Genomic DNA, 13,392 nt, shown 5'->3' with positions numbered 1-13,392 from the left:
ATGTATCGTGCGGTCTTGTTGTGCAGTCTAGGAGGATTATGTAACTTTTGCAGGTGTTCGATCGCAGGTTGAGTTGAGCAGTATTGTGAGCAGTAGGGTGTGGGCAGTATGAATTTTCCAGTCATGCAACGGACAACGCAAATCTATGGAAAAGAGGCTGCCATTGCGACCTATCCTCTCACCTGTGCAGAATATTTTGCAGGCATTGGTTTGGTGCGTTTGGGCCTAGAGCAAGCAGGCTGGAAAGTGGTGTTTGCCAATGATTGGGCTCCGGATAAGTTTGAAATGTACTCGGCTTTTTTTGGGGAAGCTAGCCATCATTACCGAGTGCAGGATATTTTTTCAGTCTGCCATTCAGAAATTCCTAGTACAGTCCTTGCAACGGCCTCCTTTCCCTGTAGCGATTTGTCGATCGCTGGTAAACTTAAGGGGCTGCGAGGGCAGTATTCTAGAGCCTTTTGGGGATTTACGCGGATTTTGCGTCATCAAGCCCAGAGGCCGCCCTTGGTGATGCTAGAAAATGTAATGGGTTGGCTAATTTCCAATGGAGGCAAGGATTTTCGGGCAACGATTCAGGAGTTGAATCAGTTAGGTTATGTCTGTGATGTCTATGCGATCGATGCGGCCCATTTTTTACCCCAGAGTCGGCCTCGGGTTTTTGTGATTGGTATGTATATGGGGGAACAGGGATTTCCAGGTAATTCAAATCTAGCGAGTTTTACCCAGCGATCGTCCTCCTTGCGAACCCTGGCCCTCGATCGTGCGATCCTGACCAACCGAGATCTCCGGTGGAATTTTCTGGAGGTGCCTGCCCTACCGGAAAGGGTGATGACGGGGTTAAATCCGGTGGTGGAACCCTTAGCCGATGGCGACGATCGCTGGTGGAACCCGACAGAAGTCCAACGCCATTTGAAAATGATGTCGCCTCTGAATTTAGACTATCTCCGACAGGTACAGGATTTGCCGGAACATTCCTATTGCACCATGTATCGGCGAGTGCGCAAGGGCCATCAGCGGGCGGAATTGCGTAAAGACGGGCTGGCGGGCTGTTTACGCACAATTCGCGGCGGTAGCAGTCGGCAAATGCTGGTGCGAGCGGGACAAGGGGTGATTAAAATGCGCTTGATGACGGTGCGGGAATATGCCAGGTTACAAGGAGTCCCGGACAGTTATCCGTTACCCTTCCACGGCAATCGAGCCTTGACTGGATTTGGTGATGCGGTCTGTGTCCCCGTCATTACGTGGATTGCTGGGAATATTCTGAATCCATTGGTTCGATCGATGTCGGTGCATACGCCAGTTTGCCTTCCGTGATGTTGAGTAGAAGAATGCCCTGGTTTTTGACAAAGCTATGGGTGACTGAACGGCGAAAACGTTGTCTATCAGCGGTTTGGTAGTTTTGTTGCAGTTCTGGTAGCCAGCGATCGAAGGTACTTTGCAGTTTGACCCGAGGCACTAGCCAGACCTCAATTTGGGTATAGGCTTCATTGCGCGCTACAAAAATGTGATCGACGGCTTGATCATTGGCCAGTTTCGTGAGCCCTTGGTGGCGGTGGTATTGATATTCAAAATTGCCCCCAATGACCGCAGACTTCACTTCATAATGCAGCAAATCTGCACCGCCTGTAGAGTTCGCCCGATCGTTTAAGAGAATCGCTGCAAACACTTCCCAATCCTTAGAACTGACGCTACCTTGCATCGTAAAGCCATAGGTTTTATAGATTTTGGCCTTTTTCTGATTAGATTGGAGAATAAAGGTTCGATAAAACTGATAGGCGTTTTGAGGATGCAAAATCAGCACGTTGGAAGACAAAAAGACAAGACCAATGGAAGAAGGTTAGTGATGAAAGGGAATCAGTAAGAGTGGCATCAGACAAACGATCGTCCAACCCAGCGATCGCCAATCCCAACCCAGCAAATCCACCGATGGACTAAACAGCGCCTCAATCCGTTCACCTAGGCGATCGTGGCAAATTTCGCTATTCAACGCAGCACCAAACTCTGGCTGCTCCATGGGTGCCCGCACGAGGGTCACCAAAGATTCCGCCAGCAGTAAGGGATCCACCTGTTGGGCCGCCCAAGCATCCGCCCGCAATTCCCGCAGCGTCAGCAGTTCTAACCAAAGCTCCTGGGTCTTGGGCAACCAAATCGTTAGTCGCCGTAACCAACCGAGCCAAAAGAACCAGAAGGTATCGCGGTAGTGGTGATGGGCTTGTTCGTGGGTCAGCACCGCGTCCAAATGCTCTGTGTCTAGTGTGGCTAAAATGCCCTGACTGACCACCAATTCAGGATTCCAAAAGCCAATTTGGGCAATGAATGGCAGGGAAGTTTCCAAGAGCCAAGCGGGCCGATCGAGCACCTGGGTGGGGGTATTTTGGCGAAGATTGTGCAGGGTATGTTGCGCTTGGATCAGCAGATAAACCATGACCGCGATCGCCGCCAGCCCAAATCCCGCCGCGATCGCATAGCTGACCCAGTTTTCCTGGTGGTGCATCATGGATCCAAATGGCCCCATACAGAGAATGGCGATCGCACTACTGAGCAGGAGTAAAGGCGGCAGCAAAAAAGCCACCAGGGAACGATGCCAACGGTAGTCGCTTAACTGTTCTGTGGGTTGCCAGCAAAGGCGGATCAACAGGGCACTGGTGAGCGTCGCCCCCAACAACAGTTCATGCATTACTGCCCCTCCCGTTGTTGCCGAATTTCCCGCAACCGCTGGGCGATCGCATCTAGTTTTTCCAAGCTGGTTTGATCCAATTCATCGGCAAAGGCAGCCACCATATCCACATTGCCCACGGACAGGAAGCGATTGAGTTGCTCGTAGGCTTGGAGCGATCGAGCCTGCTCCCGAGAAATTAGCGCTGACCAGGTGTGAATTTTATTATCTTTTTTGCAAGCCAGCCAACCTTTACCCGTCAGTCGTTTCAGCACGGTGGTGACAGAGGTGTAGGCCAGTTCACGATCGGGATCCTTCAAAATGCGTTGGTGAACATCTTTGACAGTAGCCGTTCCTAAATCCCAAACAAGATTGAGGATTTCCTGCTCGAGAGGGCCGAGGGACAGTTGGCGTGGTCGGTAATTGGGTAAGCCTGTCATAGATTATTCAGAGAAAGAGTTCAGGAAAGCGATTGGGAAGCGATGGGGAAACGGGTTCAAGCCTCACCCCATTAGGGTATCCATGCAAGCCACACAGTCAATTCATCAACCAAATTTTCTTCAGCTTAATGAACCCGTGTCATGAATTAGCAACTTGTCAGTGAACAGGCTTGTCTCTCAATCCATAACTATTATGGAGTCTTTTTAGAATATCTCAAGATATGAAGCAGAGTCGTTAAGAATCCCTTTAGGAATCTCCGGTTTTCCTCTGATCCCATGCCATAATCCAAGCATTTACCCCCCTTGCTTATTTGTTTGAGGAACTTCATAAAATGTCAATGAATCATTTATTGCGCTGGGGCCAGTCCGCAATGGCGATCGTGGCGGTGACGGTCGCGTCTAGTTTTGCCCCCTCTGCCCAGGCTCAAGGGATTTCAGGACAATGCCGAGCCATCAAACAACAAACCGCTGTTTTTAAAGAGCGCTCTTCAACCAGCACAGCTCTCGTTATTTTAAAGGCTGATACTAAAGTCACTTTGGCGGAAGATGCCGCGCAGGATGGCCTCATTGCCGTCAGCGCCCCGACCAAAGGATTTGTCCAAACCGCCAACCTCAAAATGTGCCCCGGTAAGCCCCCGGTAACGCCCCCTGCGGGAGGTTCCTGCCGGGTCGTGACCCAAAAGCTAGGTCTCATTGTGCGTAAGGAACCCATGTCAGCCGACGTGGTGGGGGGTGTCGCGATGAATGAAAAAGTCACCCTAGCAAATCCGGCAGAAATGAAAGAGGCGAGCGATGGACGGACTTGGGTGAAGATCGTGAAGCCCCTGGAAGGATGGGTCTCTGAGGGCTTTACAGGATCGCCCTTCAAGAACATGGAAGCTTGTAAATAAATCGCGTTTTGATCATTAGGTAATGGACAGGGTATTTGAGCGATCGAATGCCCTGTTTTTACTGCAATCTTTGTTTTTACTGCGATCGCGGTTTGCCATAAGGATTCTGGGCAGAGGGTTGCTTCTGAAACGTCCTCAATCCTGCAAAGGAACCCAAGACTTCTAAAATGGAAAGTTAGTCTTGGATGGCACCCATGGAACGTCAGCAGCAACGTCAACAGCTTCGTCTTTTGTTATTACAAATTCGCGATAAGCCAAGGGTGCGGGCGGAGGAACTGGCCAGTTTTGCTAGGTATACCGGGCTAGAACCGAGCCAGATTGAGATTTTGAATGTCTTTGATACGCCCGATTTTCCCGCCAGTGCTGCCGACGGCTACGATGGGCTATTTGTGGGTGGGGCGAGTGAGGCCAGTGTGCTGGAGCCGGAAACCTATCCATTTTTGGAGCCGAGTCAGCGGTTACTACTGCGCTGTTTAGAAACAGATATGCCCGTTTTTGCTTCCTGTTTTGGGTTTCAGCTCGCAACGGTGGCTCTGGGCGGGACAATTATTCGGGACGATCGGGATTTCGAGATGGGTACAATTCCGATCCAGTTAACGGATACGGCTCCCCAGGATCCACTGTTTCAGGATGCTCCCAATCCCTTTATGGCAGTAGCAGTGCATCGGGAACGGGCGATCGTGGCTCCCGACGGGTGTCAGTCCTTGGCCTATACCTCCGCCTGTTGCCATGCCTTTCGGGTCATGGGCAAGCCATTTTGGGCTTTTCAATTCCATCCCGAAGTCGATCGGGCGACGTTGGTGGAGCGCTTAACGATCTACAAGCAAGCCTATACGGAAAATGATGATCACCTGCAACGGGTGCTGGATAGTGCCGTGGAAACGCCCGATTCCAATGACTTTTTGGCGAAATTTGTCGATCGGATCTTGCTGAATTGATTGGGAAGTTAGGGCAATTTGCCATGGGGATTTCTGAGCAAGTGTTGCAGCAAACTTCTGAGCGGATCTCTGTCATTATTCCAACGCTTAATGAGGCCGCTGGTTTGGGCCAAACGTTAGTTACACTGCATGCGGCAGCGACTGGCGATCTTGAAGTCATGGTTGTGGATGGGGGCAGTACCGATCGCACGGTGGAAATCGCCCAGGCAGCAGGTTGCAAGGTGATTCACTCCCATCCAGGGCGAGCAAACCAGATGAATACTGGAGCCGCTCAAGCCACGGGAGAGATTTTACTATTTCTCCATGGCGATACTCAGTTACCCCAACAGTTCGATCGTCTCATCAAAGAAAGCCTCGATCGCAAATCCGTAATTGCCGGAGCCTTTGAATTAAAAATTGATGGCCCACAGTGGGGACTGCGCTGGGTGGAATGGGGGGTGAAATGGCGATCGTCCGTCTTTCAACTGCCCTACGGCGATCAAGCGCTGTTTCTCCGGGCTGAGCTTTTCCGCAATCTGGGAGGCTTTCCCGAGTTGCCCATTATGGAAGATTTTGTGTTCGTGCGGCAATTAAGAAAGCGGGGACGACTTGCGATCGTCCCCGCCTCTGTGCTGACCTCAGGTCGCCGCTGGGCAACCCTCGGTATTTTTAAAACAACGCTGTGGAATCAAGTCATGATTCTGGGATTTTATCTAGGCATTCCGCCGGAGCGCCTAAAAGCTTGGTATCGCCGCGATCGTACCCGCCACGATCGTTGATCCTGCGATCGTCCTGATCACCCTTTCCAGGGACTGCGTTCTAGCGTGGAAATCGTTCAAATCTGTAAGCTGCCAAGGAATCGCACGAGGGGGTTAGCCCGGAGGTTGGACGATTTTTACACCTTGAGGAGCATCTCGTCCGGGATCGCCTTTATCGCCCTTTGGCCCTGGAGGCCCTTGGGATCCTGGATCGCCTTGATCCCCCTTTGGCCCTGGGATACCGGGATCTCCCTGCTCACCCTTCGGCCCCGCAACACCGGGATCGCCTTTATCGCCCTTGCGTCCCGGTTTACCCTGCTCACCCTTTGGCCCTTCGGGGCCTGGATCGCCCTTTTCCCCTTTCGCGCTAGGGTTTGCCTGAATTGTGGTTTCAAGCTGGGTTAGCTTGTTGCTCAGTGCAGTGAATTCCGCAGTGATGCGATCGCAGGTCACTTCCCGCATTGTTAAAGGATTACTGGATGACTTATTAAAGACTTGGGTTGCCATTGCTGCACCACCTAGCAATCCATTGAGCAATCCATAGGCCATCACCCCTATGACTGCAAAGTTTGCTAATAAAGTACCCAAGTGGCCTTGTTCCACGTGATAGTTTAGGTATTGAATATAGTCTCGTCCAACTTGGATCAGATCGTGCCCTGCGGAACCAGATTGCTCGGTTTTAGATAGGTTATCAGATAGGTTATCAGCCTGGTTGGGGTTAGTGTTTGGAGAATGGTTGTCAGTCATGACAATCTCCCATTAGATTAATTGATTAAATTAAGCTAGAGTCTTGGATTAGATTCATTGGGATGAGATTCATTAAGAAGTGGGTAGAGGCACTTGAGAAAAATACCTCTACCACTCATTGTCCTTGCATGATCTAATGTTTGGTTGAATTTCCTGACCGTCTAAGCTTGTAGCCAGTCAAGAAATAGAGCAAATTAAAGTTTTAGGTAGATAAAGTTTAGAGCTTAGAGTTGAGAGATAGGGTTCGATCGTGCCTTCGTCGCTGCCCGCGCTGGGCGAATTACAGTCAACTCCACTCAACGATCGACCAATTTTTACGATAGAAGAGATGGTAGATTAGGCTATTTCCCCTGCTCGATCGCGCTGGGCGCTGGGTTGGCAGGTGTAGTTGGGTTATTGTTAGATTTCGGGAAGACTCCCATATAAACCCCCAGTGCTAGCCCGCCCAATGCGAGGATTTCAAACATCAGCAGCACCACATTGAACTGAGTAGACTTTTGGGTGGTTTGAATATAATCCCGACCCACTTGGGTCGCATCTCCGCCAACATTGTCTGCATTTTGGAGATGGGATTTAGGATGGGGCATACCTGTGACCCTCCGGTTAATTTAGAGTTAGGTTAGATTAGGTTTACTTAGATTAGGTTTGCTTAGATTAGATTTAGGTTTGCGGACTTAGAATTATGCAGATTTCGCTGAAATTTTGGTAACGATTGTCCAAGAACCCAGCCTGCGAAATCTGTCTGGTGTATTCCAGCAACCCCAACTACAACAATCCTAGGCAGGATTCCGTAATTTCCGCAGTACCCGATCGGGGAATTTACGGACCTCCCCACTTCACATCCTAAAAACAGCCGTTCCAGAACTGTTTTGGAGTTCACAAACTGTGATGAATCCCGCCCATCCACCAGGGTTTTCCCCCTCTCCAATCAGGGTTACCCCCATTGAAGTCCGATTTTGACGGCCCACACACCCTAAAAAATCTTCTTGATAGAATATTATTCATCCAGCAAATAGGTCGGCAGGCCATCGATCGTCTGTTGATTTTTCTCTGTCCAATATTCTTTTAACCCAGCCTCACCTTTTTTCTCAGCCCAGTGAATTAACGACTGCCGCTCTCCCTCGTACTCATATAACGGGACGCCCATGCCGCAGGAGGTCTGCACAGAGTCGATCGCCAGTTGAATAATCTGTCGGGTTCCAGGAACGGTAGGAAACTGCTCAGCCAGCCTGGGCCAATGGGCATCCCGAGGTCGCACCACCTGCCCCGTGCCATACATCCGCAAAATCCAAGGTTTGTCCGTAAAGCTGCAAAACATAATCGTCATCCGCCCGTTTTCGATCAGGTGGGCGCTGGTTTCGTTGCCGCTGCCCGTCACATCCAGGTAGGCCACTGTCTGGGTGTCGAGAATCCGAAAGGTATCAATTCCCTTGGGTGAAAGATTAATCCGGCCTTGCAGCGGAGCCGTTGCAGTGAAAAAAATATGCTGTTGCCGAATAAAATCTTGGAGTTCTTCGGTCAATTCGGGATAAAACTTAGCCATAGCAAAGGGGATGGAGAACAGGGTCAAAAACTAGGGCCAATCGCCACGATCGTCCGGATGGGCGATCGGCCATCGCGAATCGTAAAAGCATCGTAGATCTACTGAGATTAGCAATCGCTGCTACAGCGTTGACAACTCTCTACATCAAAATTATTAGCCTTGACCCAGAGTGACCTTGACCCAGTGACCGCGCACGCGAGACGGCACCTTGCTAGCCTTTTGATCTCAAATTTCTAGGGTGAGTGAAAAACGTAAGCTGGAAAATTTCTAGTTGAAAATTTGCATAAGGACATTGGACTGGCACTAATGGGAAATAAAGCGGCATTACGCCGAATATTTCAGCGAATTACGTCACTATTATGTTAGGCATCTCGATCGTGGGCCTGGGGCCTGGGTCGTTCAGTCATCCACGTTTCGTTCTTCTGAAAATGCGGGTAATGGATATGCAATTTATGAAACTGCCATTCGTTGCAATCTGCCTGGTGGGGGCGGTAGTTCCGGGACTCGTGCCAGCGTTGGCCCAGTCTGACTTGTTGCGGCGGGGCGAAGTTTACAAAGTCGTCAATACTGTGCAGGTGCTGCCCAACAATCGTCCTGCCCGTAAGGCTGCACTTCGGGATGTGCTGGTTCCCCGTGATGCCGTCAAGACTGGCAGCCAATCCCGATCGGAAGTGCTGTTTAACGAAGGATCCTTAGCCCGCATTGGATCAAATTCAATTTTTCGGTTTACGCCGGGAATGCGCAGTTTTTATCTCCGCCATGGCACCGCGCTCATTCTCAGCCCTTCACAATCGATCGCAGCAGCCACCCAGGTGGAATTTCCTGGTGGCACGGTGGCAACTTTACCACCCAGTGATGGGGGAGCCGTTTCGCCTGATCAACTGCAAATGGCGATGCTGATGGTGGTGGATGGCTCCAACCCGGAGAACCCTAAAGTTCAAATCCTGGCTTTGGCCGATATTGATCTGAAAATTACCAATATTAAGGGCGAAACGATCATTCTCAAGGGGGGCGAAATGCTGATGATTAACAACGGCACTTTCAGCCCCATTACGACAATTAATCTCAAGCTGCTGTATGGCTCAACGGATTTGGCCTTGGGCTTAGGTGATGGCGATCGTCACAACAGCGCGATCGCGGCGGAAGCCTTGGAAATCCAGAAGACGTTTAACCTCATTCGCCCCTCCACCTTGGCCGTACTGCGGCGGCAGGAAGCCGTGGCGAAGTCGCAAATTGAAGGCTTGTGTACGTTAAACGCACGGGGGAGTTCGAGTACTCTGGCCACCAATTGTATTACGACAACGACCGATGATCCCCTTGCAACGTATCAAAACAACCGGGATGTAACGACCGATCCACCACCCCGTCCTCAGCCTCCGGTCATTGATCAACCGCCCCCGATCGATGTGCCGCCGCCCACAACACCGCCCACAACACCGCCCACAATACCGCCCACTACCCCGCCCACCACCAACAATTCTGCAACTAACGGAACCGTGATTCTGGTGCAACCCCAACCAACGAACAATAACAATAATCAAACGCCGATTCGTTAGGTCATCGTACAGTCTCTGCTGTGCCATTCTAGGTTCATCAGTCCCGATTTTTGCGTTCTAATCTTGACCTCTCAATCATTAGGATTCTGAATTCTCAACACTCTTTTTGCCTTGCCCCCTCTTTAGATGGCTCTGAACTATGCGCCGTTCTACTTTGTTTTCCTCTTTGCTCAGCGTTTGGGTTCTGAATGGCTTAGCGGTTGCTTTAATGCCGACTGAAGCAGATGCTCAGGAACTAGATCCCATACCGCCTGTGCCCTCTACGGTTCATGCCCCACAACCTGAAGTCACGATCGCCCATTCTGCAAAATCGATCGTCCTTGCCCGATCGATTGCACAGCCCGACATTCAACCAGTCAAACCGGAATCGATCGCTCCCCAAACCTCGATCGTGCCCCCTAACAATCAACCCATCAAACTGGAACCGTTTGAGCTTCAGCCGCCTATGGGGATTTCCACCCTACCTCAGCAAATATCTTCTGAAACGTTGCAGCCTAAAACATTGCAGCCTAAAACATTGCAGCCTGAAACATTACAGCTTAAAACGTTGCAGCTTAAAACGTTACAGCTTAAAACGTTGCATCCTGAAACGTCGGATGTGATCGCTCAAGCAACCGATCCAACAAATCCCACTCGCCCAGAGGAAGAGGATTTACAACCGTTGAATGAATCAGATGTGCGATCGGAACTGGGGGAAATTCAGCCCCTACAACCCATAAAACCCACAAAACCGGCTGCGCTTCTCCGTAAGCAACCCACAGTGCAACTGTTACTGCGATCGTCGGCTTTTACCAGTTCTAACATCACGTCACTGCGGGACTTTGCCCCCAGCGATACGGTGTTTGTCAATGGCGCAATGCTGCTGGCAACGCCGAAGTTAGGTGATTCCACCCGTTTGATTGCCTTGGCGGGGGGGAACTTAGTCCGGTTTGCGAATCGAGGGGATTCTAATTACAACAGCGTTAACTTGAATGTCGCAATCCAGCAACGCCTAGCGCCGGGTACCTACGGGCAATTGGGCTGGGTGCAGGAAAACTTGTATCGATCGGACGGTGGCGATCGACTGCTGCGGGATAATTCCCTACAATTCATCCTAGGCAACCAAAGTCAACTTGGGAAAAAATTGCGGCTAGATACGTCCTATGAACTGCGAGCCAGTTTTGCTGATCCGGATGATCAAAGTCGGCTGAACCATACCTTGGGGGCTAGACTCCGTTATGACATTACCCCTCAGCTACAAGGAGCCTTGGACTATCGCCTCAGCTTCAAGGACTACACCCAAGTCGATCGCTTTGACACAGAGCATCAGGTCAGTGCCATGGCCATTTACAACATTAGCCGTGATGTGTTTGTTGCAGGCAATGTGTCCTATCTGTTTGGTCGATCGTCTAACTCAGATAACAATCCCAATAATCTTTCCGTTGGCATTAGTTTGGGTGTTAACATTCCTTTGTTTTAGAGGCTTTATAGGCGACTTTCTAGCAGACTTTATAGGTTTTGATACCAAGCGGTTAAGGCTACGGCTAATCCATCGGCAGCATCATCTGGTTTGGGAATCGTGGCTAGGTTCAGCTCTCGGGCAACGGCTTCCTGTACAGCATGCTTATCAGCATTGCCGTACCCCGTTAGGGCTTGCTTAATTTGGGCGGGTGTAAATTCTACTAGGGGCAGATTGTGCTGGGCCAGGACTAGCAGAATGACCCCCCGAGCTTGGGCGACTAGAATTGTGTTGCCCATTTTGTAAAAAAATAGCTTTTCGATCGCAACTAAATCGGGCTGTACCGCTTCAATTAAAAGGTGTAGATCGTCATACAACGTAATCAGCCGTTGGCCCAAGTCCTGTCCTGCTGTTGTACGCACAACTCCATAGTCCATCACCGTTACTACGGCGGCCTGTCGTTGATAGGCCGATTGGCAATCCAATGCCCCAAATCCCAAGGTTGCTAACCCAGGATCCAATCCAAGGATCCGTGTTGTTGTTGATGTCATACTGTAATGGAGGCTAGTCTGTAGACTGGATGCATAAAATGAAAGGGCTCTACCCTGAAAGACTTGTCGATCGACCCTTAACCTGACAAGATCTTTTCTAGGAATCTGTCGTAGGATTAAAGCCTGCGGGTTGATTAATGGTGAATTCCGCGAATTGATTCCACTGGTTGATCTCACTAAAGTTTCCGTAGGAGGAACAGAACGATTAATTGAATCCCATTAATTAAATCCCATTAATTAAATCCCATTAATTAAATCCCTCATACAATTGACTGAGTCTGATTGATCCTCCTAAGTAATCTAAGTGATTAAGTCTTTTAAATGATTAAAGCGAATTGAGTAAAGTCATGAATTGAGTAAAGTCGTGAATTGGCGAAAGTTGTGATCAATGATCTCACTGACTGATTTCTATAGTGACTGACCATCAAGCTCATCATTGTTAGCGCATTAACGGATTAAACATCTTTCTAATTCAATGTCTTTCTAACTAGTGATTTTCCAGAAAATCTTGCTTTGTTAAAGTTTCTAAAATTGCTAAAGTTTGACGCCTTATCATTCCTATTTTTGTCCTGCTTGTCTCATTGCGACACTTTGCTTTGTGAGATTGCATGAACCACTCACCTTTTGCTAAACCCACCAAAGTCGATCACATCCTTGTCGTAGATGACTCTGCCGATAACAGCTTTCTGATTCAGAGTTTGTTGCAAGAAGAAGGCTATCACATTGATATCGCAGAAAATGGACAGGAAGCGCTGCTCAAGATTGAGACTTGGCAACCTGATCTGATTTTATTGGATGTCATGATGCCCGTGATGGATGGCTATGAAGTCACCCGTCGCGTTCGGCAGAATACTGCTTTACCATTTATTCCTATTTTGTTAATTACAGCCTATGACCAACTGAGTGTGGCGCGGGGCTTGGACATCGGGGCCGATGATTTTATTCGCAAGCCTGTGGAATTTGACGAACTGCTGGCTCGAGTTCGATCGCTGCTGCGGCTGAAGCATAGTGTGGATGAACGCGATCAAATTGCTCGCCAACGGGAAGACTTTGTGTCGCGCTTGACTCATGACCTACGAACTCCCTTAGTGGCAGCCGATCGTATGCTCAGTTTACTGGCCCAAGGCGTGATGGGTGAGTTGCCACCGGATGTCCTGGAAGCGATCGACATCATGAGTCGCAGCAATAATAATTTACTGACGTTAGTAAACACTTTGCTGGAAGTTTATCGCTATGAAGCAGGTCGAAAAACCTTAAATTTCTCGCCCGTTGATCTGGCAGGGTTGACCCAGGATGTGGTTAAGGAACTCTCTCCGCTGGCGATCGACAAAGGACTACAACTGGATGCGACTGCGATCCCGGGTCAGGAAGCCATGCTGTTAGTCAAAGGCGATCGCTTGGAACTTTACCGAGTGCTGACCAATTTGATTGGCAATGCTATCAAGTTCACCGATGTGGGTTGTGTGAAAATTGCAGTTACAGCTACCCAAGGTGTTCTCTTGCCCACGGATGCCCCGCGTCCCATGATTCAGGTGAAAGTTGAGGACACTGGCCAAGGTATTCCGCCGGAAGAACAAGCCTCCCTCTTTGAGAGTTTTGTCCAAGGTAAACATAAGAAATCCGGGAGTGGCTTAGGGCTACATCTGACGCGACGCATTGTAGAAGCCCACCAAGGCAACATTACAGTGCAATCGCAAGCTGGGCAAGGGAGTGCTTTTACCGTACTTTTGCCTGCCTATTAAGACGAAATATTCAAGTAAAAACAATCCTACCTCCAAATTCTCTTCGGATGGAGTTTTTTAAGGTTAGGACTGACTCCCTGCTGACTGAGCCTGTTATTGACAGTGGCACATAGCAAGACCCTAGGGGGGGATCGAGTTTGGCCCATCATGGACA

The 13,392-nt window shown here is 49.7% G+C and carries 14 protein-coding genes; 7 read left to right on the top strand and 7 right to left on the bottom strand.

Annotated features, from left to right (window positions below; translation table 11 throughout):
- Nucleotides 1-108 precede the first annotated feature (108 nt).
- A complete protein-coding gene (locus ACN4EG_RS01465) occupies nucleotides 109-1,314 on the top strand; it encodes a DNA cytosine methyltransferase (protein WP_431627379.1) in 1,206 nt (401 codons plus the stop codon).
- Here ACN4EG_RS01465 and ACN4EG_RS01460 read toward each other — a convergent pair.
- Genes ACN4EG_RS01460 through ACN4EG_RS01450 form a run of 3 tightly spaced genes read right to left on the bottom strand, consistent with a single transcriptional unit; the run spans nucleotide 1,238 to nucleotide 3,096 of the window.
- Entirely contained in the window at nucleotides 1,238-1,813 is a 576-nt protein-coding gene (locus ACN4EG_RS01460) for a hypothetical protein (RefSeq protein ID WP_431627378.1), read from the bottom strand. The genes ACN4EG_RS01465 and ACN4EG_RS01460 overlap by 77 nt on opposite strands.
- A 24-nt stretch (nucleotides 1,814-1,837) precedes the next feature.
- Complete coding sequence (locus ACN4EG_RS01455) at nucleotides 1,838-2,677, bottom strand: M56 family metallopeptidase (RefSeq protein ID WP_431627377.1); 840 nt, start codon at nucleotides 2,675-2,677, stop codon at nucleotides 1,838-1,840.
- Nucleotides 2,677-3,096: a BlaI/MecI/CopY family transcriptional regulator gene (locus ACN4EG_RS01450; protein WP_431627376.1), complete on the bottom strand. Its 420-nt coding sequence runs from the start codon at nucleotides 3,094-3,096 to the stop codon at nucleotides 2,677-2,679. Before ACN4EG_RS01450 ends, ACN4EG_RS01455 begins: the two co-directional genes overlap by 1 nt.
- A gap of 338 nt (nucleotides 3,097-3,434) precedes the next feature.
- On the opposite strand from ACN4EG_RS01450, the gene ACN4EG_RS01445 reads away from it, so the two are divergent.
- From ACN4EG_RS01445 to ACN4EG_RS01435, 3 genes are all read left to right on the top strand, one after another.
- Nucleotides 3,435-3,986 (top strand): SH3 domain-containing protein, encoded by a 552-nt coding sequence (locus ACN4EG_RS01445; protein WP_431627375.1) that lies wholly within the window; start codon nucleotides 3,435-3,437, stop codon nucleotides 3,984-3,986.
- 194 nt (nucleotides 3,987-4,180) lie between these two features.
- Nucleotides 4,181-4,924, top strand: coding sequence for a type 1 glutamine amidotransferase (locus ACN4EG_RS01440; RefSeq protein ID WP_431627374.1), 744 nt, complete (start codon nucleotides 4,181-4,183; stop codon nucleotides 4,922-4,924).
- Between the two features lie 23 nt (nucleotides 4,925-4,947).
- Nucleotides 4,948-5,682: a TIGR04283 family arsenosugar biosynthesis glycosyltransferase gene (locus ACN4EG_RS01435; RefSeq protein ID WP_431627373.1), complete on the top strand. Its 735-nt coding sequence runs from the start codon at nucleotides 4,948-4,950 to the stop codon at nucleotides 5,680-5,682.
- 93 nt (nucleotides 5,683-5,775) lie between these two features.
- On the opposite strand, the gene ACN4EG_RS01430 is transcribed toward ACN4EG_RS01435, so the two are convergent.
- The 3 genes from ACN4EG_RS01430 to ACN4EG_RS01420 all read right to left on the bottom strand — a co-directional run bounded on the left by ACN4EG_RS01430 (nucleotide 5,776) and on the right by ACN4EG_RS01420 (nucleotide 7,951).
- Complete coding sequence (locus tag ACN4EG_RS01430) at nucleotides 5,776-6,408, bottom strand: hypothetical protein (protein WP_431627372.1); 633 nt, start codon at nucleotides 6,406-6,408, stop codon at nucleotides 5,776-5,778.
- A 341-nt stretch (nucleotides 6,409-6,749) separates the two neighbouring features.
- A complete protein-coding gene (locus ACN4EG_RS01425; RefSeq protein WP_431627371.1) occupies nucleotides 6,750-6,995 on the bottom strand; it encodes a hypothetical protein in 246 nt (81 codons plus the stop codon).
- A gap of 410 nt (nucleotides 6,996-7,405) precedes the next feature.
- Nucleotides 7,406-7,951 (bottom strand): pyridoxamine 5'-phosphate oxidase family protein, encoded by a 546-nt coding sequence (locus tag ACN4EG_RS01420; RefSeq protein ID WP_431627370.1) that lies wholly within the window; start codon nucleotides 7,949-7,951, stop codon nucleotides 7,406-7,408.
- A gap of 452 nt (nucleotides 7,952-8,403) precedes the next feature.
- Here ACN4EG_RS01420 and ACN4EG_RS01415 point away from each other — a divergent pair, with 452 nt between their 5' ends.
- Together ACN4EG_RS01415 and ACN4EG_RS01410 are read left to right on the top strand one after the other, a co-directional pair.
- A complete protein-coding gene (locus ACN4EG_RS01415) occupies nucleotides 8,404-9,507 on the top strand; it encodes a FecR family protein (RefSeq protein ID WP_431627369.1) in 1,104 nt (367 codons plus the stop codon).
- Between the two features lie 139 nt (nucleotides 9,508-9,646).
- The gene (locus tag ACN4EG_RS01410; protein ID WP_431627368.1) at nucleotides 9,647-10,966 is read left to right on the top strand and encodes an outer membrane beta-barrel protein; all 1,320 of its coding nucleotides are present in this window, start codon (nucleotides 9,647-9,649) and stop codon (nucleotides 10,964-10,966) included.
- 29 nt (nucleotides 10,967-10,995) lie between these two features.
- On the opposite strand, the gene ruvC is transcribed toward ACN4EG_RS01410, so the two are convergent.
- Nucleotides 10,996-11,496, bottom strand: a complete 501-nt coding sequence (gene ruvC / locus ACN4EG_RS01405; RefSeq protein ID WP_431627367.1) for a crossover junction endodeoxyribonuclease RuvC — start codon at nucleotides 11,494-11,496, stop codon at nucleotides 10,996-10,998.
- 608 nt (nucleotides 11,497-12,104) lie between these two features.
- Here ruvC and ACN4EG_RS01400 point away from each other — a divergent pair.
- Nucleotides 12,105-13,238 (top strand): sensor histidine kinase, encoded by a 1,134-nt coding sequence (locus ACN4EG_RS01400; RefSeq protein ID WP_431627366.1) that lies wholly within the window; start codon nucleotides 12,105-12,107, stop codon nucleotides 13,236-13,238.
- Nucleotides 13,239-13,392: the final 154 nt, after the last annotated feature.

Origin of the sequence: Alkalinema pantanalense CENA528, from assembly GCF_050753345.1 — a bacterium.
In the GTDB taxonomy this organism is placed as follows: domain Bacteria; phylum Cyanobacteriota; class Cyanobacteriia; order Leptolyngbyales; family Leptolyngbyaceae; genus Alkalinema; species Alkalinema pantanalense.
The sequence above is the reverse complement of the archived record's forward strand: the minus strand, read 5'-3'. Positions and strand labels throughout refer to the sequence as shown.